The 22,116-nt window shown below is 72.4% G+C and carries 23 protein-coding genes; 13 read left to right on the top strand and 10 right to left on the bottom strand.

Annotated elements, in window-relative coordinates; genetic code table 11:
• Nucleotides 1–199: 199 nt before the first annotated feature.
• Entirely contained in the window at nt 200–1,600 is a 1,401-nt protein-coding gene (locus ACWEOZ_RS04030) for a serine/threonine-protein kinase (protein ID WP_451909274.1), read from the top strand.
• 4 nt (nt 1,601–1,604) lie between these two features.
• On the opposite strand, the gene ACWEOZ_RS04025 is transcribed toward ACWEOZ_RS04030, so the two are convergent.
• The 3 genes from ACWEOZ_RS04025 to ACWEOZ_RS04015 all read right to left on the bottom strand — a co-directional run bounded on the left by ACWEOZ_RS04025 (nt 1,605) and on the right by ACWEOZ_RS04015 (nt 3,572).
• A complete protein-coding gene (locus ACWEOZ_RS04025) occupies nt 1,605–2,450 on the bottom strand; it encodes a PfkB family carbohydrate kinase (protein WP_451909273.1) in 846 nt (281 codons plus the stop codon).
• A 29-nt stretch (nt 2,451–2,479) separates the two neighbouring features.
• Complete coding sequence (locus ACWEOZ_RS04020; RefSeq protein ID WP_451909272.1) at nt 2,480–2,635, bottom strand: hypothetical protein; 156 nt, start codon at nt 2,633–2,635, stop codon at nt 2,480–2,482.
• Nucleotides 2,636–2,702: 67 nt separating this feature from the next.
• Nucleotides 2,703–3,572 (bottom strand): amidohydrolase family protein, encoded by an 870-nt coding sequence (locus ACWEOZ_RS04015; protein WP_451909271.1) that lies wholly within the window; start codon nt 3,570–3,572, stop codon nt 2,703–2,705.
• Between the two features lie 63 nt (nt 3,573–3,635).
• Here ACWEOZ_RS04015 and ACWEOZ_RS04010 point away from each other — a divergent pair, with 63 nt between their 5' ends.
• Nucleotides 3,636–5,180 (top strand): DHA2 family efflux MFS transporter permease subunit, encoded by a 1,545-nt coding sequence (locus ACWEOZ_RS04010; RefSeq protein WP_451909270.1) that lies wholly within the window; start codon nt 3,636–3,638, stop codon nt 5,178–5,180.
• Nucleotides 5,177–5,788: an acyl-CoA-like ligand-binding transcription factor gene (locus ACWEOZ_RS04005; RefSeq protein WP_451909269.1), complete on the top strand. Its 612-nt coding sequence runs from the start codon at nt 5,177–5,179 to the stop codon at nt 5,786–5,788. The genes ACWEOZ_RS04010 and ACWEOZ_RS04005 overlap by 4 nt, the downstream gene beginning before the upstream one ends.
• Here ACWEOZ_RS04005 and ACWEOZ_RS04000 read toward each other — a convergent pair.
• Complete coding sequence (locus ACWEOZ_RS04000) at nt 5,785–6,372, bottom strand: TetR/AcrR family transcriptional regulator (RefSeq protein WP_451909268.1); 588 nt, start codon at nt 6,370–6,372, stop codon at nt 5,785–5,787. The two genes, ACWEOZ_RS04005 and ACWEOZ_RS04000, sit on opposite strands and share 4 nt — an antisense overlap.
• Nucleotides 6,373–6,476: 104 nt before the next feature.
• Here ACWEOZ_RS04000 and ACWEOZ_RS03995 point away from each other — a divergent pair, with 104 nt between their 5' ends.
• Nucleotides 6,477–7,160, top strand: a complete 684-nt coding sequence (locus ACWEOZ_RS03995; protein WP_451909267.1) for an SDR family oxidoreductase — start codon at nt 6,477–6,479, stop codon at nt 7,158–7,160.
• Nucleotides 7,161–7,206: 46 nt separating this feature from the next.
• Here the strand turns inward: ACWEOZ_RS03995 and ACWEOZ_RS03990 are convergent, their stop codons facing one another.
• Nucleotides 7,207–7,836, bottom strand: a complete 630-nt coding sequence (locus ACWEOZ_RS03990) for an FMN-dependent NADH-azoreductase (protein WP_451909266.1) — start codon at nt 7,834–7,836, stop codon at nt 7,207–7,209.
• Between the two features lie 90 nt (nt 7,837–7,926).
• Between ACWEOZ_RS03990 and ACWEOZ_RS03985 the strand changes: the two genes are divergently transcribed.
• Entirely contained in the window at nt 7,927–8,367 is a 441-nt protein-coding gene (locus ACWEOZ_RS03985) for a MarR family winged helix-turn-helix transcriptional regulator (protein WP_451909265.1), read from the top strand.
• A gap of 42 nt (nt 8,368–8,409) precedes the next feature.
• A complete protein-coding gene (locus tag ACWEOZ_RS03980; protein WP_451909264.1) occupies nt 8,410–9,903 on the top strand; it encodes a GntP family permease in 1,494 nt (497 codons plus the stop codon).
• 46 nt (nt 9,904–9,949) lie between these two features.
• On the opposite strand, the gene ACWEOZ_RS03975 is transcribed toward ACWEOZ_RS03980, so the two are convergent.
• A complete protein-coding gene (locus ACWEOZ_RS03975) occupies nt 9,950–10,144 on the bottom strand; it encodes a hypothetical protein (RefSeq protein WP_451909263.1) in 195 nt (64 codons plus the stop codon).
• Between the two features lie 169 nt (nt 10,145–10,313).
• Here ACWEOZ_RS03975 and ACWEOZ_RS03970 point away from each other — a divergent pair, with 169 nt between their 5' ends.
• Nucleotides 10,314–11,558, top strand: coding sequence for a sensor histidine kinase (locus ACWEOZ_RS03970; RefSeq protein WP_451909262.1), 1,245 nt, complete (start codon nt 10,314–10,316; stop codon nt 11,556–11,558).
• Complete coding sequence (locus ACWEOZ_RS03965) at nt 11,546–12,205, top strand: response regulator (RefSeq protein ID WP_451909261.1); 660 nt, start codon at nt 11,546–11,548, stop codon at nt 12,203–12,205. Before ACWEOZ_RS03970 ends, ACWEOZ_RS03965 begins: the two co-directional genes overlap by 13 nt.
• A 36-nt stretch (nt 12,206–12,241) precedes the next feature.
• Here ACWEOZ_RS03965 and ACWEOZ_RS03960 read toward each other — a convergent pair whose 3' ends face one another.
• Nucleotides 12,242–13,024: an LLM class F420-dependent oxidoreductase gene (locus tag ACWEOZ_RS03960; RefSeq protein ID WP_451909260.1), complete on the bottom strand. Its 783-nt coding sequence runs from the start codon at nt 13,022–13,024 to the stop codon at nt 12,242–12,244.
• A gap of 87 nt (nt 13,025–13,111) precedes the next feature.
• Here ACWEOZ_RS03960 and ACWEOZ_RS03955 point away from each other — a divergent pair, with 87 nt between their 5' ends.
• Both ACWEOZ_RS03955 and ACWEOZ_RS03950 read left to right on the top strand, forming a co-directional pair.
• A complete protein-coding gene (locus ACWEOZ_RS03955) occupies nt 13,112–14,143 on the top strand; it encodes an alpha/beta hydrolase family protein (protein WP_451909259.1) in 1,032 nt (343 codons plus the stop codon).
• A 19-nt stretch (nt 14,144–14,162) separates the two neighbouring features.
• Nucleotides 14,163–16,322 (top strand): transglycosylase domain-containing protein, encoded by a 2,160-nt coding sequence (locus tag ACWEOZ_RS03950; RefSeq protein ID WP_451909258.1) that lies wholly within the window; start codon nt 14,163–14,165, stop codon nt 16,320–16,322.
• On the opposite strand, the gene ACWEOZ_RS03945 is transcribed toward ACWEOZ_RS03950, so the two are convergent.
• From ACWEOZ_RS03945 to ACWEOZ_RS03935, 3 genes are read right to left on the bottom strand one after another with little or no spacing between them, the layout of a single operon-like run.
• A complete protein-coding gene (locus ACWEOZ_RS03945) occupies nt 16,306–17,022 on the bottom strand; it encodes a response regulator (RefSeq protein WP_451909257.1) in 717 nt (238 codons plus the stop codon). The two genes, ACWEOZ_RS03950 and ACWEOZ_RS03945, sit on opposite strands and share 17 nt — an antisense overlap.
• Entirely contained in the window at nt 17,019–17,969 is a 951-nt protein-coding gene (locus ACWEOZ_RS03940) for a sensor histidine kinase (protein WP_451909256.1), read from the bottom strand. The genes ACWEOZ_RS03945 and ACWEOZ_RS03940 overlap by 4 nt, the downstream gene beginning before the upstream one ends.
• 33 nt (nt 17,970–18,002) lie before the next feature.
• On the bottom strand, nt 18,003–18,593 hold the full coding sequence (locus ACWEOZ_RS03935; RefSeq protein WP_451909255.1) for a hypothetical protein: 591 nt from the start codon (nt 18,591–18,593) through the stop codon (nt 18,003–18,005).
• A 109-nt stretch (nt 18,594–18,702) separates the two neighbouring features.
• On the opposite strand from ACWEOZ_RS03935, the gene ACWEOZ_RS03930 reads away from it, so the two are divergent.
• The 3 genes from ACWEOZ_RS03930 (at nt 18,703) to ACWEOZ_RS03920 (ending at nt 21,927) form a co-directional block, all read left to right on the top strand.
• Complete coding sequence (locus tag ACWEOZ_RS03930; RefSeq protein WP_451909254.1) at nt 18,703–20,118, top strand: cation:dicarboxylate symporter family transporter; 1,416 nt, start codon at nt 18,703–18,705, stop codon at nt 20,116–20,118.
• A 284-nt stretch (nt 20,119–20,402) separates the two neighbouring features.
• Nucleotides 20,403–21,443, top strand: a complete 1,041-nt coding sequence (locus tag ACWEOZ_RS03925) for a hypothetical protein (RefSeq protein WP_451909253.1) — start codon at nt 20,403–20,405, stop codon at nt 21,441–21,443.
• A gap of 79 nt (nt 21,444–21,522) precedes the next feature.
• Complete coding sequence (locus tag ACWEOZ_RS03920; protein ID WP_451909252.1) at nt 21,523–21,927, top strand: ester cyclase; 405 nt, start codon at nt 21,523–21,525, stop codon at nt 21,925–21,927.
• The last annotated feature ends 189 nt before the right edge of the window (nt 21,928–22,116 follow it).

Genomic DNA, 22,116 nt, shown 5'->3' with positions numbered 1-22,116 from the left:
GTGATGTCGCAGCCACGATACGCGCGCATCGATGACGTTCAAGTCCTCCGAGTGGCGCGACCGGGCGCCTGTGTGGACAGCCCCGGCTCCTCCGAACTCCGCGCTCGGAGGGCCGACATCCGCGGCGCCGTCCAGTATCGTCGAAGGGGCTGCTGACCTTCGCAAACGTCCGGGGTGGGGCATGGCGCAGGGACACCCGGTGGAAGCGAAGCTGGTGGGCGGCCGCTACCGGCTGCTGCGGGCCCTCGCCGCCGGAGGCATGAGCGAGGTCTGGCTGGCCGACGACGAGCGGCGCTCCCGTCCGGTGGCCATCAAGAAATGCGTGCCGCCCGAGGGTCTCACCCCGGCGCAGCGCGACCTCGTCCGAGATCTGACACTGCGCGAGACGCGGGCGCTGACCCGGGTCCGGCATCCGCACGTGATCCGCATCCTCGACGTGCTGTCCGACGACGAGGACCCCTGGATCGTCATGGAGTACGTCGCGTCCCGCTCACTGCTCGAGGTCCTCCAGGAATCGGGGCCCCTCCCGCCGGCCCGGGCCGCCGCCATCGGGCTGGCCGTCCTGGACGCCCTGAACGCGGCCGGCCGGGCCGGGGTGCTGCACCTCGACGTGAAGCCGGCGAACGTGCTCATCGGCGACGACGGGCGGATCGTGCTGGCCGACTTCGGCCCGGCCGGCACCGAGGCCGGCGTCCGGGCACTGACCAGCGCGGGGGTCGTGCTCGGCTCCCCGAAGTACGTCGCGCCGGAGCGGCTGCTCAGCCAGGTGTCGACCGCGAAGGCCGATCTGTGGTCGCTGGGCGCGACGCTCTACCACGCCGTGGAGGGCCGGCCCCCGTTCGCGGGGGAGACCACCGAGGACACGTTGCGGGCGCTGACCACCGGCGTTCCCGACCCACCGGTGCAGGCCGGCCCGCTCACCGGCCTGCTGGAGGGTCTGCTGCGGCGCGACCCCGCGGAGCGGCTCACGGCGTCCGAGGTGGAGGACCAGCTCCGTCGGGTCGCCGCGGTGCCGCGCCGGGTGGAGCGGCGGAGGGTGGCCGTCGCGGTGGCCTTCGTCCTGCTGGCCGCGCTCGGCGGGACGGCTGCGGCCGTACGGCAGGACGGCGGGCCCGGCGACCGGCCCGCGAGCGCCGCCTCCCCGGTCTCTCGGGCCCGGTTCGTGCTGCCGGAGGACTTCCGCTGGTGGACCGAGACCGGGCAGTTCCGGGTGGCCGTGCCGGCGGGCTGGCGCAGCAGTCGCAACGCGGCCGGTGACCTCGTTTTCCGGGCCGCGCAGGGCGAGCTGAGCCTGCGGATCGGCCGGTGGGAACCGCCGCCGCGCAACGTCGTCGCGGGGCTGATCGCCGAGGAGAGCGCCACCCGGCTGGCCTCGTACCGGCGGGTGCGGATCGAGGCGCTGGCGCAGCCACCGGACGCGGTCTGGGAGTACACGTTCCGGGACGCGGACGCCGGGCTGATGCACGGGTTGCGCCGGGTGCTCAGCGTGGACGGCGCCACGTACGTGGTGGAGTGGCGGGCCCCGGGCACCGCGTGGGCCGGGGAGCTGCAGCGACTGGCCGTGGTGCTGGACAGCTTCGGGCCGGCGCCGGGCGCATAGCCGGTCAGGTCAGCTGCGCGGGTCCGTCCGGCAGGGACCGTAGCCAGGAACGTGGCCCGGTGTGCCGGACCCGGATGCCGGCGATGCCCACCGCGTACCGCAATGCCGGCAGCAGGTCCTCGCCACGGCCGAGGGCGACCGCGAGCGCGCCGTGGAAGGCGTCGCCGGCGCCGGCCGTGTCGACCGCCGGGACGGCCGGCACGGTGAGCTCGCCCGACTCGTCGCCGTTCCACCAGCTGACCGGCTGCGGCCCCCGGGTGATCGCGCCGCGCCGCACCCCGGCGGACCGCAGAGCCTCGCGGACCGGTGCGGCGCCGGGTGGACGGAACGCGGCCGAGCACGCCACGACGTCGGCCAGGGGCAGCAGGTCGGCGAAGACCGGACGCCAGCTGCCCGCGTCCAGCAGCAACGGCCTGCCGCTACGGGCGGCACCCAGAGCCAGCCGGGGATGGTGCCCGTCCACCAGCACCACGTCAGCGCCGGCCAGCACCTCGGCGAAGCCCGGGGGCGACGGAGCCTCGGCGCCGACGGCGTTGCGGCTGACGATCGTGCGTTCGCCGGTGGCGTCCAGCACGGTGACGGCCGAGACCGGCGGTGACGTACGCGCCAGCGGTGTCGCGTCGAGCAGCGTCACCCCGTACGCCTCGGTGTCGGCCCGGATCAGCCCGCCCAGCGGATGCGCGCCGACCGCCGTGACCAGGGTGACCCGGGCGCCCAGTGCGGCCGCGGTGATCGCGGCGTTGGTGGCCGGCCCGCCCGCGGCCACCTCGGCGGTGAGCGCCTCGGCCTTGGCGTCCACGCCGGGCAGCCGGTCGACGCGCTGCACCAGGTCCACGGTGGCCAGGCCCACGCAGACGATGTGCACGGCGGGCCCGGGGCTCAGTTCGCCAGTTCGGAGAAGAACGTGCCGACGTTGCGGAAGACCTCGGCGATGCCGTCACCGAGGCCCCGGGCGATGTCCGCCGCCGGGCCCGGGTTGGTGCCGATGTAGAAGATGACCAGGATCAGCACGATCCAGCCGACGGCCTTCTTCATGGCACACCTCGTCCCGGGGGTCTTGATCGATGTGATCGTGGCACAGCCGCGCACCCCGGACGTGGATCTACGCGCTGTCGATACCGAAAAGCCGCGCCGCGTTGTGCCAGCAGACCGCGCGCAGCCAGTCGTCGCCGAGTTCCAGCCGGCGCAGGGCCTCGAGCTGGTGGGCGTACGGGTAGGGGATGTTGGGGAAGTCGCTGCCCAGCAGCACCTTGCCCGCCAGGCCGAGCTCGCGCAGCCGGGGCAGCAACGCCGGCGGGAACGGGGCCAGCTCCTCGAAGAAGTCGGTGAACGCCATGGTGGTGTCCAGCCCGACCCGTTCGTGGCGCTCGGCCAGCTCGAGGAAGCCCTCGTACTCGGGGGCGCCGAGGTGGGCGGTGAGCACGGCCAGGCGCGGGTGGCGGGCGAGCACCTCGCCGATCGGGCCGGGACCGGTGAAGCCGTGCGGGACCGGGCCGGAGCCGGCGTGCACGACGACCGGGGTGCCGGACCCGGCGAGCAGACCCCAGGCCTCGTCGAGCAGCTCGTCGCGGGGGTCGAAGCCGCCCACCTGCAGGTGCAGCTTGAAGATCCGGGCGCCCCGGTCGAGCGCCGCGCGGACATCGGTGGCCGCGCCCGGCTCGGGGAAGAAGGTCGCGCTGGGCAGGCAGCCGGGGGTACGCGCGGCGAAGTCCAGCGTCCAGGTGTTGAGGTCGGCGGCCATCCCGGGGCGGTGGGCGTACGCCAGCGCCGAGAAGACCCGTACGTCCAACGCGCCCAGCTCGGCCACCCGTTCGGCCTCGGTGCCGCGGTAGCGGATCGGCCATTCCCGGCCGATCAGCGGTCCGGCCCGGTCGAAGTGCGCCCAGACCCGGCGCTGCATCCGCTCGGGCAGGAAGTGGGTGTGCACGTCGGCCAGGGCGGGCAGGCCGAGCTCGCGGAGGAAGTCGTTCATCACCCGATCATCGCCCACATCACATTTTGACAGCCACTAGCTTTTGAGTGTTACTGTCATTTCATGGCTACTTCCACTTCACGATGGTGGGCGCTCGGCGCGCTCGCCCTCTGCACTCTCGCCATCGGCCTCGACAGCACGGTGCTCAGCGTCGCGCTGCCGACCCTGGCCGGCGATCTGCACGCCGCCACCGGTGACCTGCAATGGATCACCACGTCGTACCTGCTGGTGCTGGCGGCCGCGCTGCTGCCGGCCGGCATGCTGGGGGACCGGTTCGGCCGCAAGCGGATGCTGGTCGGCGCGCTGGTGCTCTTCGGTGCCGCGTCGGTCGCCTGCGCGTACGCGGTCTCCACCGGCCAGCTCATCGCCGCCCGCGCCGCCCTCGGTCTCGGCGCCGCGGTCCTCATGCCGCTGAGCTCGGCCGTCCTGACCGTGATCTTCGACCCCGCGGAACGGCCCAGGGCCCTGACGATCTGGGTGACGGCCAGCGCGCTCGGCATCCCGCTCGGGCCGGTCGTCGGCGGCTGGCTGCTGGACAACTTCTGGTGGGGCTCGGTCTTCCTGATCAACGTGCCGATGGTGCTGGCCGGGCTGATCGCGGTGCTGCTCTGGGTGCCGGAGTCGCACGGTGACCGGGCACGGCGCTTCGACCCGCTCGGTATCGTGCTGTCGGCGGCCGGGCTGGTCGCACTCACGTACGGGGTCATCGAGGCCGGCGAACGCGGCTGGACCGACCCCCGGTCCCTGCTCACCGCCGTGGGCGGGATCGCCGTCCTGGCGCTCTTCCTGGCGTGGCAGCGGCGGGCCCGGGCGCCCCTGGTGGACCTCGCACTGTTCCGGTCCCGGGCCTTCACCTGGGGATCGCTGCTGGCCACGGTGGCCAGCTTCGGCATGTTCGGGATGCTCTTCGCGCTGCCGCAGTTCTTCCAGGCCGTCGGCGGCAACGACGCGCTCGGCACCGGGCTGCGTCTGCTGCCGGTGATCGGCGGTCTGCTGGTGGGTGCGCGCGTCGCGGGCCGGCTGGAGCCGCGCCTGGGGGCGAAGACCGTCGTGACGGCCGGGCTCCTGCTGATGGCGGCGGGGCTGTTCACCGGCGCCACCACCGGCCCGGGCACCGGGTACGGCTTCGTCGCGGCCTGGATCGCCGTCGCGGGCGTCGGGCTGGGCTTCACCATGCCGCCCGCCATGAACGCCGCCCTGGGTGCGCTCTCGCCCGAGCGCAGCGGCGTGGGGTCGGGGCTGATCCAGGCGCTGCGCCAGGTCGGTGCGGCCATCGGGGTCACGGTGCTGGGCACGGTGCTCAACGGCGCGTACCGCGACGGGGTGGACGTGACCGGGCTGAGCGCCACGGCGGCCGACGCTGTCCGGGACAGTGCCACCGCCGGGGTCGCCGTCGCCGGTGGGCTCGGTGATCCGGCCCTGCTGGGCTCGGTGCAGGCCGCCTTCACGTCCGGCATGGACCTGGCGCTGGTCGTGGCCGGCGGAGTCGCGGTCGCCGGCGCCGTACTCTCGCTGCTCTTCCTGCCCGCCCGCCCGGCGGCGCCGGAGCCGGCGACCGCCCCCCTGTCACCCACGACGCTGCCGGCACCGGCAGAATCGGTGGTATGACGTCGACCCCGCCGGCCGGCCTGCGTGAGCGCAAGAAGGCCAGGACCAAGGCCGCGATCCGCGAGCACGCGATGCGGCTCTTCCAGGAGCAGGGGTACGCCGCCACGACGGTCGACCAGATCGCCGAGGCGGCGGACGTCTCCCCGAGCACGTTCTTCCGGTACTTCCCGACCAAGGAGGACGTGGTCCTCACCGACGACTACGACCCGCTGATGGTCGCGGCGCTGCGGGCCCAGCCGGCCGAGCTGGCCCCGATCGAGGCGATCCGGCGCAGCGTCCGGGAGCTGTTCCGGCAGCTCACCGACGCGCAGTGGGAGCAGGAGCAGCGCCGCCAGCAGCTCATCGCCAGCGTGCCCGAGCTGCGGATGCGCACCCAGCAGCAGTACGCCGACTCGATCACCCTGCTGGCCGAGGTGGTCGCCGAGCGGGCCGGGCTGCCCAGCGACGACTTCTCCTGCCGGGTGGTCGCGGGCGCGGTCATGGGGGCGGCGCTGGCCGCCAACCGCGCGGGGAAGACCATGGCCGACGGGGCCGCGTACTTCGAGGACTTCGACCGGGCGCTGGCCCTGCTGCAGGCCGGCCTCCCGGTCGGGCCCTCGGCGGGTTAGCCGGGGTCCTTGCCCTGCTCCCGGCCGCGGTCGTCCAGTGATCGGCGGGCGGCGGTGAGGATGCGGTCGGAGAGCTCGGTGCCGGCCGTCGCCCGCGACAGCATCAGGGCGCCCGCCATCGTGGCGATGGCCACCAGGTCCTCGTCGTCGCCGTCGGCCATCCAGCGGGCGAAGTCGCGCACCCCGTCGGCGTAAGGCTCCCGGGCCGGGCTGTCCGGCGCCTCCCGGGCCATGTCGCCGCCGAAGGCAGTGGTCGGGCAGCCCTGACCGGCGTGGTCGCGGTGCTCGGGGGAGAAGTAGTAGTCGAGCAGGTCCCGCCGGGCGGCCGCGTGGTCACCGGGATGCTGCTCGTCCAGGTCGGCCAGCCGCTCGCCCAGCTCGCCGAAGGCCCGGCCGGTCGCCTCCGCGACCAGCGCCTCCTTGGACGCGAACTGCTTGTAGAAGCCGCCGTGGGTGAGCCCGGCCGCGGCCATCAGGTCGGTGACGCTCACCCCCTGGACGCCGCGCTCGCGGAACAGGCGCGCCGCCTCGGCGATCACCCGTTCCCTGTTCTGCTGTGCCTGTGCCTGGGTCACCCGTGCCATCGCGCACCTCCGGCCGCCATCTTATATGACGATCGTCATCTAACCTTGTGGGTGATAGATGATGCCCATAATCTAAAGCCATCGGACCAACGGAAGGAACCACCATGCAGCTCGAGAACTCCGTCGCCCTGGTCACCGGGGCCAACCGCGGCCTCGGCCGGCACCTCGCCGCCCAGCTGGTGCAGCGCGGCGCCAAGGTGTACGCGGCGGCCCGGCGCCCCGAGACCATCGACCTGCCCGGGGTGATTCGGGTGCAGCTCGACATCACCGACCCGGAGTCGGTGGCCCAGGCGGCCAAGATCGCCGACGACGCCACCGTGGTGGTCAACAACGCCGGCACCAGTCTCGGTGTGAACCTGCTGGAGGGTGACCTCGACGCGATCCGGCTGGAGATGGAGACGCACTACTTCGGCACGCTCGCCGTCACCCGCGCCTTCGCGCCGGTGCTGGAGCGCAACGGCGGTGGCGCAGTGCTCAACGTGCTGTCCGTGCTGTCCTGGCTGCACCCGGGCCCGGCCGGGGCGTACAGCGCGGCCAAGGCGGCCGAGTGGGCGCAGAGCAACGCCCTGCGCGAGCTGCTGGCGCCCAAGGGCATCACGGTGTCCGCGCTGCACGTGGGCTACATGGACACCGACATGGCGGCGGCCGTCCCCGCGGACCAGAAGATCGACCCGGCTGTCGTGGCGACGCTCGCCCTGGACGGCGTCGAGGCAGGCAGGCCGGAGATCGTGGCCGACGAGCTGAGCCGTACGGTCAAGGCCGGGCTGTCGACCGCCCTGCAGGACTGACCCGCGGAGCCGTCCCGGCCGGGCCCGGGACGGCCGCCGATCGGGCTCAGGCGAAGCGCTTGGCCAGGTCGCGGGCCTGCTCGTGGGCGAGCCGGCGGGCGGTGGCCGCGTCGGCGGTGGCCAGGTTGGGCCGGAAGTGCACCTCACCGACGTCGGCGACGCCGGCCCAGCGCAGCCAGTCGGCGAAGAACGGCGCCTGGAAGTCGGCGCCGAACGCCGGTCCGCGGCCGGGGCCGTAGACCGCGCTGGTGTAGACCACCGCGGCGCGCTTGCCGGTCAGCAGGCCGGTGTAACCCCGCTCGGGATCGAAGCCGAAGACCAGGCCGGGCTGGCTCACCACGTCGATGAACTGCTTGAGCACGTACGGCACCCCGGCGTTCCACATCGGGACGCTGAACAGGTAACGGTCGGCGGCGTCGAAGCGGTGGAAGGTGTCGACGGCGGACTGCCACGCCTCGGCCGCCGCGCCCCGGGGCTCCTCGCCGGCGAAGATCGCCATCTTGGCCGCGGCGGCGTCCGGGCCGAAGGCCGGCAGGGTGCCGTCCCACAGGTCGTACGTCTCGACGGCGACGTCCGGGTGCTCGGCCCGGAAGGTGTCCAGGAAGGACGCGGCGATCGCCAGCGACTCGGACTGCTCGCCGCGCGGCGAGGCGGAGATGTGCAGAAGCTTGGTCATGGTGGCACTCCTCGGCTCAACTTGAATGCGTGCGCACGCACATTCTTACGCCGATGCGTGCGCACGCACAAGAATCGCTAGGCTGTGGTGATGAGCGACACCGGAGTTGCGGCCTGGGGCGCCCTGCTGCGCGTGCACGCCGCCCTCGTCCCGCAGCTCGACCGGGAGCTGCAGGCGGCCTGCGGACTTCCGCTGACCTGGTACGACGTCCTGCTGGAACTCAACGCGGCACCGGGCCGGCGGCTCAGCATGGGCGAACTGGGGGCCGTGGCCGTGGTCAGCCGGTCCCGGGTGAGCCGCGTCGTCGACCAGCTCGCCGCCGACGGGCTCGTCACGCGCGAGGCCAATCCCGACGACCGCCGGTCCGCGTACGCGACGATCACCGAGGCCGGCCGGGCCCGGCTGCGCGCCGCCGCGCCGGTCTATCTCGGCGGCATCGAACGCCACTTCACCGCCCATCTCGCCGCCGCGGAGGCCCGCACCGTGGCGGCCGCGCTGGGAAAGGTCATCGCCGCGCTGGACCGGTCCTGAACGAACGATTGGAAAACGCCGGCATCGGGTAGGGCACGGCCCATGACCTCGCTCTCTGCCCCGGTGTTGGCCGCGGAAGCGATCACCTCCGCCGGAACCGGCCAACTCGTCCTGGCCGCGGTGCTCGGCATCGCGGTCGTCGTCCTGCTCATCGCCTGGGCCAAGTGGCATCCCTTCCTCGCCCTGATCCTGGGCGCGGCCGTCCTCGGGGTCGTGGCCGGCGCCGCGCCCGGCGACACCATCACCTCCTTCACCACGGGAGTCGGCAGCACGGTCGGCAGCGTCGGACTGCTGATCGCGCTCGGCTCCATGATCGGGGCGCTGCTGGCCGAGTCCGGCGGCGCCGACGGCATCGTCTCCACGATCGTCCGCAGGTTCTCCGGATCGGCGCTGCCGTGGGCCATGGCGGGCGTCGCCGCGCTCATCGGCCTGCCGCTGTTCTTCGAGGTCGGCGTCGTGCTGCTGGTGCCGATCGTGCTGCTGGTGGCCCAGCGCACCGACGTACCGCTACTCAAGATCGGCATCCCGGCGCTGGCCGGCCTGTCGGTGCTGCACGGTCTGGTCCCGCCGCACCCCGGCCCGCTGGTCGCGGTCTCGAGCCTCGGTGCGGACCTCGGGCTCACCCTCGCGTTCGGGCTCATCTGCGCGATCCCCACGGTGATCATCGCGGGCCCGGTCTTCGGCAACTTCATCGCCAAGCGGGTGCCGCTGGCGGTGCCGGCCCAGCTGGTGCCCGCGGGCAGCGGTGGCCGGTCCGCCGGTTCGGGCCCGGCCGGCGGTCAGGACTTCGTCGACCGCGACGACCTGGCCAACGCCGGTTCCACCGAGCCGGACAAGCCGGTCGACAGCGACCTGCCGGGCCGGCGGCGCAACCCGGGCGTGGTCCCGGCGGTGCTCACCATCCTGCTGCCGATCGTGCTGATGCTGCTGCGGGCGATCGGTGAGCTCACCCTCGACAAGGAGAACGGCCTGCGCAAGGCGCTCGACATCGCCGGCACCCCGGTGGTGGCGCTGCTGGCCGGCGTGCTGCTGGCCATGTGGACGCTGGGCAAGCGGGCCGGCTTCGACCGGGCGCAGACCTCGGCGGTCATCGGCGGCTCGCTGCCGCCGATCGCCGGCATCCTGCTCATCGTGGCCGCCGGTGGCGGCTTCAAGCAGGTACTGGTCGACGCCGGGGTCGGCACCGTGGTCGCGGACGCGGCCAAGGACGCCAACATCTCCGCGCTGCTGCTCGGTTTCCTGGTCGCAGTGGGCATCCGGGTGGCCACCGGTTCGGCCACCGTGGCCACGATCACCGCCGCCGGCATCGTGGCCCCGCTCGCCGCGACCCTGGACAAGCCCGAGGTGTCGCTGCTCGCGCTGGCCATCGGCTGTGGCTCGCTGTTCTTCTCGCACGTCAACGACGCGGGCTTCTGGCTGGTCAAGGAGTACTTCGGGATGACGGTCGGGCAGACCATCAAGACCTGGTCGGTGATGGAGACGATCATCTCGGTGGTCGGCTTCGCCTGCGTGCTGATCCTCGACATCTTCGTCTGACCCGGGCCCGCGCTTCCGGTGACCGCGCCCGCTCCGGCGGGCGCGGTCACCGCTTGGTGCGGAGGTACGGCACGACCAGCGCGGCGATGCACAGCAGAGTGACCACGCCCAGGCCGAGGTGCACGACCAGCGGCCCGCCGTAGATCGACAGCGCCAGGTTGCCGACCGTGCAGAGCAGCAGCAGGGTCCAGACCAGGGCCCGGGTGGCGGAGGATGTGCTGGAACGGTCGATGTCGGTCACGGCTGGCTCCTCAGTGGGGACGGGACGCGGTGTGCGTCCGTTGTCATCGACGCTAGGCAGCCGGCCGGGCGGTGCCGATCCCGTCATCTGCCCTGCCGGGGTACAGCAGGCTGTACTTTCGGGCCCCGGCCCTGCCGCCGGTGGCGGCTTGGCCCTAGGGTCAGCGGCCATGGAGGCGAGGAAGATCCGGCAGCTGGCCGGCGAGGCACGCCGGTCGACCCTGCGGGCGCTGCGCGACCTGCTCGTCGGTCTGGGCACCGCCACCCTGGCCCTGGGCGCGCTGTCCTGGCTGCTCGTGGTGGCGGCCACGAGCCTGATCGGCATCGGACTGCTGTTGCTGCCCGGGGCCCTGCGCCTCCTGCACGCCGTGGCCGACATCGAGCGCGCCCGGCTCTCGCGCCGCGGCGAGGAGGTGCTCAGCCCCGGCCCGCCACCGGCCCGATGGCAGGCGGCGCTGGCCGACCCGGGCACGCGGCGGGAGGTGGCCTGGGCAGCCCGGCACGCCACCGTGGGCCTGGTGCTCGGCGCGCTGGGCATCCAGCTGCCGGTCTGGGCCGTACGGGACGGCACGTTCGCGCTCTGGTGGCAGCTGCTGCCGGAGGGCGAGCGGACGCCGGGACTCGGCCTGTGGACCGTGCACGACTGGGCGGGCGTCGTCACCGTCACGCTGCTGGGACTGTGCTGGGCCGTGGTGACGGTCGGCCTGACCCCGGCGATGGCCCGTCTGCAGGGGGCGTACGGGCGGCGGCTGCTCGCGCCCGGCCCGGAGGTCGACCTCTCGCTGCGCGTCGCCGAGCTCACCGCGACCCGCGCCGCCGCCCTCGACGCGCACGCCATCGAGCTGCGCCGGATCGAACGGTCCCTGCACGACGGCACCCAGAACCGGCTCGTTGCCACCACCGTGCTGCTCGGCGCCGCCCGCCGCATGCTCACCCGCAACCCGGCCGAGGCCGAGGCGCTGCTGGAACGCGCGCAGAGTTCGGCCGAGCTGGCCCTGGCCGAGCTGCGCGCGGTGGCCCGGGGCATCCTGCCGCCGGTGCTGGCCGACCGCGGCCTGGCCGGCGCGCTGAACGGGCTCGCCACCGACAGCGCCGTGCCGTGCCGGATGGAGGTCGACGTGCCGGACCGCTGTGCCGCCTCGGTCGAGTCCACCGCCTACTTCGTGGTGGCCGAGGCGCTGACCAACATCGCCAAGCACAGCGGGGCCACGCAGGCCACGGTCGGAGTGCGTAGCAGTGGCGGCCGGCTCCGGCTGCGCATCATCGACAACGGCCGGGGCGGTGCCGACGAGACCGGCGGCTCGGGCCTGATCGGCATCCGGCGCCGCGTCGAGGCCCTCGACGGCGCCCTGACCATGACCAGCCCGCCCGGCGGGCCGACGACCCTGGAGGTGGAGCTGCCGTGCGGATTGTGATCGCCGAGGACGATGCCCTGTTGCGGGAGGGACTGGCGTTGCTGCTGCGCGCCGAGTCGCTGGACGTGGTCGCCACCGCGGGCACCCCGGAAGCCTTCCTGGCGGCCGTCGACGAGCACGCTCCGGACGTGGCCATCGTCGACGTGCGGATGCCGCCGACCCACTCCGACGAGGGGATCGTGGCGGCGGTCGAGGCCCGCCGGCGCCGGCCCGGCCTGGCGGTGCTGGTGCTGTCGGCCTACGTCGAGCAGATGTTCGCCACCGAGCTGCTGGCCGGCGGGGCCCGGGGCCTGGGTTACCTGCTCAAGGAGCGGGTGGGCCGGGTCGAGGAGTTCCTGGAGGCGCTGCACCGGGTGGCCGGCGGCGGCACGGCCGTGGACCCGGAGGTGGTGGCCCAGCTGTTCGCCCGGACCCGCCCCGACTCGCGGCTGGACCGGCTCAGCCCGCGCGAGCGCGACGTGCTGGCGCTGATGGCCGAAGGGCTGGGCAACCTGGCCATCGCCGAGCGGCTCTTCGTCAGCGAGGGGGCCGTGCACAAGCACATCCGCAGCATCTTCAACAAGCTCGACATGGCGCCCGACGACCGCTCGGACCGCCGGGTCGCCGCCGTGCTGCGTTACCTGGACGGCCGCGAGCGGGCTTCCTGAACGGGACGGCCGGGCCCGCGGGCCCGGCCGCCGTGCTCACCCCTTCTGCTCGTCGCGCCAGGCCAGCCACTGCTTGAGCGGGCCAAGGTCGGGCTTCGGCCCGCCGACGCCGATGGTGAAGAGCGAGACGCCCTTCTCGCGCAGCTCGGGACCGCCCGCCTCGGGCTCGCCCTTCGGCGCGCCGGCCGACACCTCGATCTCCGCGGGGTCGCGGCCCACGTCGGCGCAGTGCGCGCGCAGCACCCCGAGCTTGTGCTCGATGGTCGCGGCGTCGCCGAAGCTGTGCCAGATGTCGGCGTGCCGGGCCACCAGCTTGAGGGTCTTCTTCTCGCCGCCGCCCCCGATCAGCACCGGGATCTTGCGGGTCGGCGGCGGGTTGAGCTTGCCCCAGCGGGACTCGATCCGCGGCAGCGCGCCTGCGAGGTCGTCGAGCCGGCCACCGGCGGTGCCGAACTCGTAGCCGTACTCCTGGTAGTCCCGCTCGAACCAGCCCGAGCCGATGCCGAGGATGAGCCGGCCGGCACTGATGTGGTCGACGGTGCGGGCCATGTCGGCCAGCAGCTCCGGGTTGCGGTAGCTGTTGCAGGTGACCAGCGCGCCGATCTCGACGCGGGAGGTCGCCTCGGCCCAGGCGGCGAGCATCGTCCAGCACTCGAAGTGCAGACCGTCGGGCTCGCCGTAGAGCGGATAGAAGTGGTCCCAGTTGAACAGCACGTCGACGCCGAGCTCCTCGGCCTCGGCCGCCGTGCGGCGAATGGAGGCGTAGTCCATGTGCTGGGGCTGGAGCTGCAGCCCGATCCTTACCGGCCTGGAGGTCATGATCGCAGCCTAATCCCGTACGGAGTGTGATCTTCCGCTCGGGCGATTCTCAAGGTCAGCACAGGTTCGTATCGCAAGATGGTGACCATGCGTAGACGGACCATGCTGGCCGGACTGGCCGCCACCGCCGGCGCCGGCGCCCTGACGGCGTGCACGTCGCCGAGCGCCACCGGCGGATCGGGTACGGCCTCCGCCAGTGCTACCGCCCTGCCCTCGGCGTCGGCCTCAGCCTCCGTCTCGGCGGCTCCCATCCTCGCCTCCACGACTGCGTCGTCGCTGGCGCCGCAGAACGTCACGGCGCCGTACGTCCCGGTGCCGGGGACCGCCCCGGCCGGTGCCTTCGCAGTCGGCCGGCGGGTGCTGGAGTTCTCCCGCGGCGCGGACCGGCCGCTGCCGACCACGGTCTGGTATCCGGCCACCGGCGAGGTGCAGCCCAGCCCCGACCCGGTCGACGACGCGCCGGCCGCCCCGGGCCGTTTCCCGCTGGTGCTGTTCAGCCACGGTCTGACCGCCCAGCCCGGCGACTACGCCCCGATGCTCACCCGCTGGGCCCAGGCCGGGTTCGTCGTGGCCGGCCCGACCTACCCGCGCACCTCGTACGGCGCGGCCGACTTCTACCCGCCGGACATCGTCAACCAGCCGCAGGACGCGTCGGCGGTGCTGGACTCGCTGCTCGCGCTGACCGACCCGCTGGGTGCGATCATCGATCCGGAACGGCTGGGCGCCGCCGGTCACTCCGGCGGGGGAATCACCACGGTCGGGTTGTTCAGCGCGCATCGTGACGAACGTCTCAAAGCAGGCGTCGTCCTGGCCGGCACCGACTTCCAGGGAACGCCCTTCACCGGCCCCTCCGCCGCGATGCTCTTCGTGCACGGCCGCAAGGACAACACCGTCACCTACCGGGCCGGACACGCCGTGTTCGCGGCCGTTCCCTGGTCACGCGCGATGCTGTCGATCACCGACGGCGGGCACGTCACCCGGGCCGGCGATTTCGAGGCGACCACCGTCACCTCGACGGAGTTCCTGCGCTGGGCCCTGCACGGCGACACCGCGGCCAGGACCCGCATCCCGGGGGCCGCCCGGACCGGTGACGTGGCCACTCTCGAGACCGACCTCTGAGAGGCAGCCTTGGATCTTCATGACTAACCTGGTTCGAGTGACTTCCCCTACGCCTCCCCGCGACCGCAACAAGTTCGCCAGCGCCGGATCACTGCTGATCTGCGGGTTGCTGGCGGGCGTGGTGGTCGCCGCAGCCTCGTTCCCGGCCGTCGCCATGTCAGGGCTGGCGGCCAAGGCCGGGTCGGAGACGTTCGCGCAGTTGCCCAGCCAGCTCGAGCGGCAGACGGCCCCGCAGGTGACGCGGGTCTTCGCGGCCGACAACAAGACCCAGCTCGCGGTCATGTTCGACGAGTTCCGCAGTGACGTCCCGCTCAAGGACATCTCGGTCAACATGCAGAACGCGATCGTGGCCGCGGAGGACCACCAGTTCTACAAGCACAACGGCGTCGACCTCAAGGGCGTCGCCCGGGCCTTCGTCAACAACAAGCAGGGCGGCGACAAGCAGGGCGCCTCGACGCTGACGATGCAGCTCGTCCGGATGACCCTGGCGTATTCGGCGAAGACCCCGCAGGAGGCCGTCGACGCCACCAAGGACACCCCCGAACGCAAGCTCTCCGAGATGAAGTACGCCCTGCAGCTCGAGAAGGAGCTCACCAAGCAGGAGATCCTCGAGCGCTATCTGAACATCGCCCCGTTCGGCAACGGCGCGTACGGGGTCTACGCCGGCAGCCAGGTGTACTTCCGCAAGAAGCCAAAGGACCTCACGGTCGCCGAGGCGGCCCTGCTGGCCGGCATGGTCAAGGCGCCGACCTCGTTCGACCCGACCACGGCGAGCGGCTACCCGCAGGCGCTGGACCGGCGCAACTACATCATCGACAACATGCGGGACCTGGGCTACCTGAAGCCGGAGGAGGCCACCAAGGCCAAGACCGTCAAACTGGGCAAGACTACCAACCGGCCGGGCAACGGCTGCGTGTCGGTCGCGAAGAACAACTGGGGCTTCTTCTGCGACTACTTCTACCGCTGGTGGCTGAGCCAGGAGGCGTTCGGCAAGACCACGTACGACCGGGAGCGCCAGCTCAAGACCGGCGGCTACCGGATCGTCACCTCGCTCGACGTCAAGGCGCAGAGCGCGGCCCGCAAGGAGATCACCGGGCTGATCAAGGACACCAACCGCAACGCGCTGCTGCTGGCCGGCGTGGAGCCGGGCTCCGGCCGGGTGCGCACGCTGGCGGCGAACCGTAAGTACAAGCTGGACAACGCCGCCGACCCGGAGAACAAGATCTCCTCCGACCCGGCGAAGGCGGCCGGGGGCATCCGCGGCACCTATCCGAACACGACCAATCCGATCATCACCGGCGGCGGGGACATCACCGGCTACCAGGCCGGCTCGGTGTTCAAGATGTTCACCATGGTCGCGGCGCTGGAGAGCGGGCTCGAGCCGAGCTTCACGATCAACGCCCAGGAGCGCTACAAGTCCGGCTACATCATCGACCCGAGCTCCGACGCGGCCTGCCCGGGCACGCACTTCTACTGCCCCGGCAACTCCTCCAAGAGCGAGGTCGGCCCGTTCAACATGTGGACCGGTTTCGGCCGCTCGGTGAACACGTACTTCGTGCCGCTGCAGGAGAAGGTCGGCGCGGAGAACGTGGTCGACGTGGCCAAGCGGTTCGGGGTCAAGTTCCGGGCGCAGAAGGACGCGGAGATGGCCGACAACGAGGAGGCCGCGAACCAGTGGGGCGCGTTCACCCTGGGCGTCTCGGCCTCGACCCCGCTGGACATCGCGAACGCGTACGCGACGCTCGCCGGTGACGGCATGTACTGCGCGCCCACCCCGATCCAGCAGATCTACACCCAGAACGGCAAGAAGAGCGACATCGGCCAGCCCAAGTGCAACCGGGCGACCAGCAAGGACGTCGCCCGCAAGGCGCTGGACGCGGCCCGCTGCCCGGTCGGGGACCGCGCGCAGCTGGGCAACTGCGGCGGCGCCACCGAGGCGAACGCCCGCCGCGTCGTCGGTCACCCGATCTTCGGCAAGACCGGCACGACCGACGACGACAAGACCGCCGCGCTGGTGGTCGGCACCCAGCAGCTCGTGGTGGCCGGTTACCTGGTCAACCCGGACTGGGCCGGGCACACCGACCGGATGTCGCACGGCATCGTCAACCCGGCGGTCTACCGGACCGTGGCCGACTACATGGACGGCAAGCCGGAAGAGGAGTTCAAGAAGCCCGGCTGATCTCGACCCGGCGGCTCAGGCGGGCCGGTATTCGACCTCCGGCCGGCCGGGGCCGCCGTAGCGGGAGCTGCGGACGACCCGGCCGGCCTCGGCCAGGTGCTCCAGGTAGCGGCGCGCGGTGACCCGCGACGCCCCGATGCTGCCGGCGACCTCGGCGGCGGAGAGCCCCGGCGGGACCGGTCACCGCCCGCAGCGCACCCAGGACCAGATCGAGGGTACGGGCGTCCAGGCCCTTGGGCAGCGAGTCCTGCGGGGCGCCGCGCAGGGTGGCCAGCACCCGGTCGATCTCGTGCTGGGCGGCGACCTCCCCGGTGTCGCGCAGCTGGCTGCGGTAGCGCGCGTAGCCGTCGAGCTTGTCGCGGAACGCCGCGAAGGTGAACGGCTTGAGCAGGTAGTGCGTCACGCCGAGGGCCACGGCGGCGCGGACCATCGCGATGTCCCGGGCCGAGGTCACGGCCAGCACGTCCGTGCCGCTACCGGCCGTCCGCAACGCCCGGGCGACCTCCAGGCCGTGCTTGTCCGGCAGGTTGAGATCCAGCAGCACCAGGTCGACCGGGCCGGCCCGCAGCGCGGCCATCGCGTCGCGGGCGGAATGCGCCACGGCGACGACCTCGAAACCCTCGATCCGCTCCGTGTACGCCCGGTGCGCGTCGGCGATCAACGGCTCGTCGTCGACGACGAGCACCCGGATGGCGGTCATGCCGGTACGGGCAGCCGGACGGTCAGCACCGCGCCGCCGCCGGTTGCCGGGGTGACGTCGTAGCTGCCGCCGTACCGCTCGGCGACCTGGCGGACCAGGGCGAGCCCGACCCCGTGGCCCGGCCCGTCCTTGGTGGTCCAGCCGCGGCGGAACGCCGCCGCGGCCTGGTCGGCCGACAGGCCCGGACCGGTGTCGCTGACCCGGACCAGCACCGCGGCGTCCTGCTCACGGACCAGCACCCGCACCCGGCGTGGCGGCGGCGCGGCCGCGACCGCCTCCAGGGCGTTGTCCACCAGATTGCCCACGACCGTGAGCAGGTCGCGGCTCGGCAGCGGCGTCCCCTCCAGCCGCGACGACTCGTCCACGGTCAGCTCCACGCCACGCTCGCCGGCCTGCGCCGACTTGCCCAGCAGCAGTGCCGCCAGGGCCGGCTCGGTGAGCGCGCCGACCACCCGGTCGGTGAGCTGCTGGGCCAGCGCCAGCTCGTCGGTGGCCAGCCGGATCGCCTCGTCGGGGCGGCCGAGCTCGACCAGCGTCAGCACGGTGTGCAGGCGGTTGGCCGCCTCGTGCGCCTGCGACTGCAACGCCTCGGTGAGCCCGCGTACGGAGTCCAGCTCCCCGGTCAGCGCCCGCAGCTCGGTGTGGTCGCGCAGGGTCAGCACCGTGCCCAGGCCGCGGCCCTCGAACCGGGTCTCGCGCTGGCTGGCCACCAGCACCCGGTCACCGGCCAGCAGCGGCTCGTCGACTGTGGTGCGGCGGGACGTCAGCAGGGCCGCGGCCTCGGCGGGCAGCTCCAGCTCGTCGACGCGGCGGTCGGTGCGCACGTCCTCGCCGAGGCCGAGCAGCCGCCGGCCCTCGTCGTTGATCAGGGCCACCCGGCCGTCCCGGTCGACCACCACCAGACCCTCCCGTACGGCGTGCAGCACCGCGTCGTAGTACTCGTACATCCTGGTCATCTCGGCCGGGCCCAGCCCGTGCGTCTACCGGCGCAGCCGCCGGCTGAGCAGCCAGGCCCCGGCCGCGGCCAGCAGCAGCGCGGCCATCGTGGCCGGTGCGACCGTGGACGCCTGGCCCAGCAGCTTACGGTTGATCTCCTTGGTGGTGATACCGACCGAGACCAGGCCTATGACGGTGCCGTCGGCCGCGCGCACCGGCACCACGGTGCGCACCGACTCCCCGAGACTGCCCTTGTACTGCTCCACCACCGTGCCGCCGGCCAGGGCGCCGGCCACCGTGCCGGCGAACTTCTGCCCGATCAGGTCGGGGTTGCGGTGGGTGTACCGGGTGCGGTCGGTGGCCATCACCACGACGAAGTCGGTCCCGGTGGCGATCCGGGTGGCTTCCGCGTACGGCTGCAGCACGGCACTGGGCCGCGGCGAGCGCAACGCGTCGGCCACCATGGGGGACAGGGCGATGGCCTCCGCGACGGCGCCGACCTCCTCGACCGCGGCGTCGTGCGCGTCGTCGCGGGCCAGCAGCACGGCGCCGGTGGTGCCGCCGGCCACGAGCAGGCTGACGACCAGCACCTGCAACGCGAACAGCTGCCCGGCGATGCTCCAGCGTTGTCTCATCGCGTCGTCTCCTCGGCGTGTTTCCGGTCGTCGTCGTCGCGTTTCGCCGCGGTGAACAGAATGAACGCAATGGTGCCCCGGGGGTGAGACCCAGGACACAGTCTGCGGCATGGAGAGTCAGAGCCCCGCCCCGCCCGCCCCGACCCCGGGGGCGAAGCGGGACCGCACCCACTACCTGTATCTGGCGGTGATCGTCGCCGTCATCCTCGGCATCGCCGTCGGCTTCCTCGTGCCGGACTTCGCGGTCGAACTGCGCCCGATCGGCACCGGCTTCGTCAACCTCATCAAGATGATGATCAGTCCGGTCATCTTCTGCACCATCGTGCTGGGTGTCGGTTCCGTCCGTCAGGCCGCCAAGGTCGGCAAGGTCGGAGGGTTCGCGCTCGGCTACTTCCTGATCATGTCGACCGTCGCCCTGGCCATCGGCCTGGTCGTCGGCAACCTGATCCACCCCGGGTCCGGCCTCAACCTGGACGCCTCGGTCGCCGAGGCCGGGCAGAAGGCGGTCGGTGACTCGGCGAGCGAGGGCACCGCCGACTTCATCCTCGGCATCATCCCGACCTCGTTGTTCTCGGCGCTGACCGAGGGCCAGGTGTTGCAGACGCTGCTGGTGGCCCTGCTGGTCGGCTTCGCCCTGCAGTCGATGGGCTCGCGCGGCGAGCCGGTGCTGCGTGCGGTCACCGTGCTGCAGCGGCTGGTCTTCAAGATCCTCGCGATGATCATGTGGCTCGCCCCGATCGGTGCGTTCGGCGCGATGGCGGCGGTGGTCGGTGCGACCGGCGTCGACGCCCTCACGAGCCTGGCCCAGATCATGCTGGGCTTCTACGCCACCTGCGCGATCTTCGTCTTCGGGATCTTCGGCGCGCTGCTGTGGCTGGTGGCCCGGATCAACCTGTTCAAGCTGCTGCGCTACCTGGGCCGGGAGTTCCTGCTGATCGTCTCCACCTCATCGTCGGAGTCGGCGCTGCCCCGGCTGATCGCCAAGATGGAGCACGTCGGCGTCAGCAAGCCGGTCGTCGGCATCACCGTGCCGACCGGGTACTCGTTCAACCTGGACGGCACGGCCATCTACCTCACCATGGCCTCGCTGTTCGTCGCCCAGGCGGTCGGCGACCCCCTGTCGGTCAGCGAGCAGATCTCGCTGCTGGTCTTCATGATCATCGCTTCCAAGGGGGCGGCCGGCGTCACCGGCGCGGGCCTGGCCACGCTGGCCGGCGGCCTGCAGAGCCACCGCCCGGAACTGCTCGACGGCGTCGGCCTGATCGTCGGCATCGACCGGTTCATGTCCGAGGCGAGGGCCCTGACCAACTTCGCCGGCAACGCGGTCGCCACCGTGCTGATCGGCACCTGGACCAGCGAGTTCGACCGGGACCGGGCCCAGCGCGTGCTGGCCGGGCAGGACCCGTTCGACGAGGCGACGATGCTCGACGAGCACGACGACGCGCCCGCCGCGGACACCCCGCCGCCTGCCGGGTCGCCGCCCGCCTCCCCGCCGCCGGCTGTTCCCGCGGGCACGACTGCCTGAATCCGCGGCACCTGATCCGCCACTCCGTCGCGCCCATTCGGATTGCCCCGGGCGCGGCGGGGTGGCGCCGTGCCGGCTGCCCCGGGCGCGGCGGATTCGGCGCCGTGCCGGCTGCCCCGGGCGCGGCGGGTTCGGCGCCGTATTGACTGCTTCGGGCGCGGCGGGTTCGGTGCCGTGCCGACTCTTCGGTCCGCGGCCATCCGGGCGTTGCGGCTCGGCCACGCATCCACCACCGTGGAGCCCATACATTGCCCGTGGTCTATCCATTCGGTGAAGGTGGGCACATGGTCGGTAAGGGCAGAATCGCGGCCGCGCTGTCGGTAGCGCTGGCATCCATCGGAATCGCGGCACCGGCACCCGCCGGTGCCGCGATCAGCCGGGCGGACCTGGCTTTGCGCTGGGCGCCCATCCATTACCAGGACGTCGACGCCACCGGCAGCCATGCGCTGGGCGGCAGGGCGGACTACCTGACCAGAGTGAACTTCGACGGCGACTGGAACGGCCGCAACAACTGGGACCGCGCGGCCGAGTCCGGCGCGTCGTTCTCGGCGGCGGCGTACTACTCGGTGGCGGAGACCAGCACGCACTGGTACGTCACCTACTTCTTCTTCCACCCCCGGGACTGGGTCGACCACCCGTTCTTCGAGACCGAGCACGAGAACGACGGCGAGGGCGTCCTGCTGGCGATCCAGAAGGACGGCTCCACGTACGGGGTGCTGCGTTCCGCGGTCACCGTGGCCCACACGAGCTTCTACTCGTACACGCCCAGCGGCAGCACCTGGACCACCGGCCGCGAAACGGTCGACGGCACGCTGCAGATGCAGTCGTCACCGCACGACTCGTTCCAGCACCCCGTCACCGCGCAGGAGGTCCAGGGCCACGGCCTCAAGGCGTACCCGCAGTACGCCATCAACGGCGACGGACTCGTCTACTACCCGTCGACCGAAGGTGAGACGCCGAGCAGCACCAACGACCGCGACGTCCGCTACGAGCTGATCGACATCTTCGCGGCGGGCGGCCTGTGGGCCCAGCGGGACAACACCGACCTGTACGCCAACCTGGGCACCTTCGCCGGCGACACCTCGGGTGGCTGCGGCGTGGGCACGTACTCGTGCGGCACCAACTCGGCCAACGCGCCGTGGGGCTGGGACGACGGCGACGACCTGCCGGGCCGCGGGGAGATCGCCACGGATCCGGCGAAGCTGTCGGCCGAGTACTTCACTGTGCCGGGGGAGCTGGCGCGGGGTTACGCGTACAACCCGTACATGGTGGAGAAGGCCGACCTGCGCGAGGCCGCGCGGACCGCGCCGGCCGTCACGGACTGACGGCGCAGCCGGCGGCCGGGGATCTCCCGGCCGCCGGTTTGCAGTGCGCCGAAGGTCGGCATGGCATAGAAATTGATGCATGGATGCGACGGAGATCGCGCGCGCGTGGTTCGCCATGTGCCGCACGGGGGACGAAGAACGGCTGACCGACCTGGTCACCGAGGACTTCGTGGCGCACGGGCCGGGCGGCAGCGGCGACCTGGCCGCCTTCACGACGTGGCTGCACTGGTACCCGGCGGCTTTCGCCGACCAGGAACCGGTGCTGGAGGACGTGATCGTCAGCGGGGACCGGCTGGTGGTGCGCTACACGATCCGGTCGACGTACCGGGGTGGCTATCTGGACCTGCCGCCGGGCGACCAGCGGGTGCGGGAGACCGGGATCATCATCTTCCGGCTGGCCGGGGGGAAGGTGGCCGAGAGCTGGTTCGAGGGCAACGACCTCGAGGTGGCGCAACAGATCGGCGGCCGGATCACCCCGGCCTGAGCGCTTCCTCCACCGGTGGCAGGTCGCGGCGCCTGGCTCGGCCCGGTATCGCCGTCGATGGACACACGCTCATGGCTCCTCTCTGTGTCAAGATGCTGGCGCGAGTGACGTTCTAAGCTTGTTGTCGGCGGGTTCGGGAAGTGACTTCTCCGAAGAGTCGGTGTGGGGATGCAAGCCGGTCACGCTGGA

Source organism: Actinoplanes sp. NPDC004185, assembly GCF_053603475.1.
This window is presented reverse-complemented; position numbering and strand designations above follow the sequence as displayed.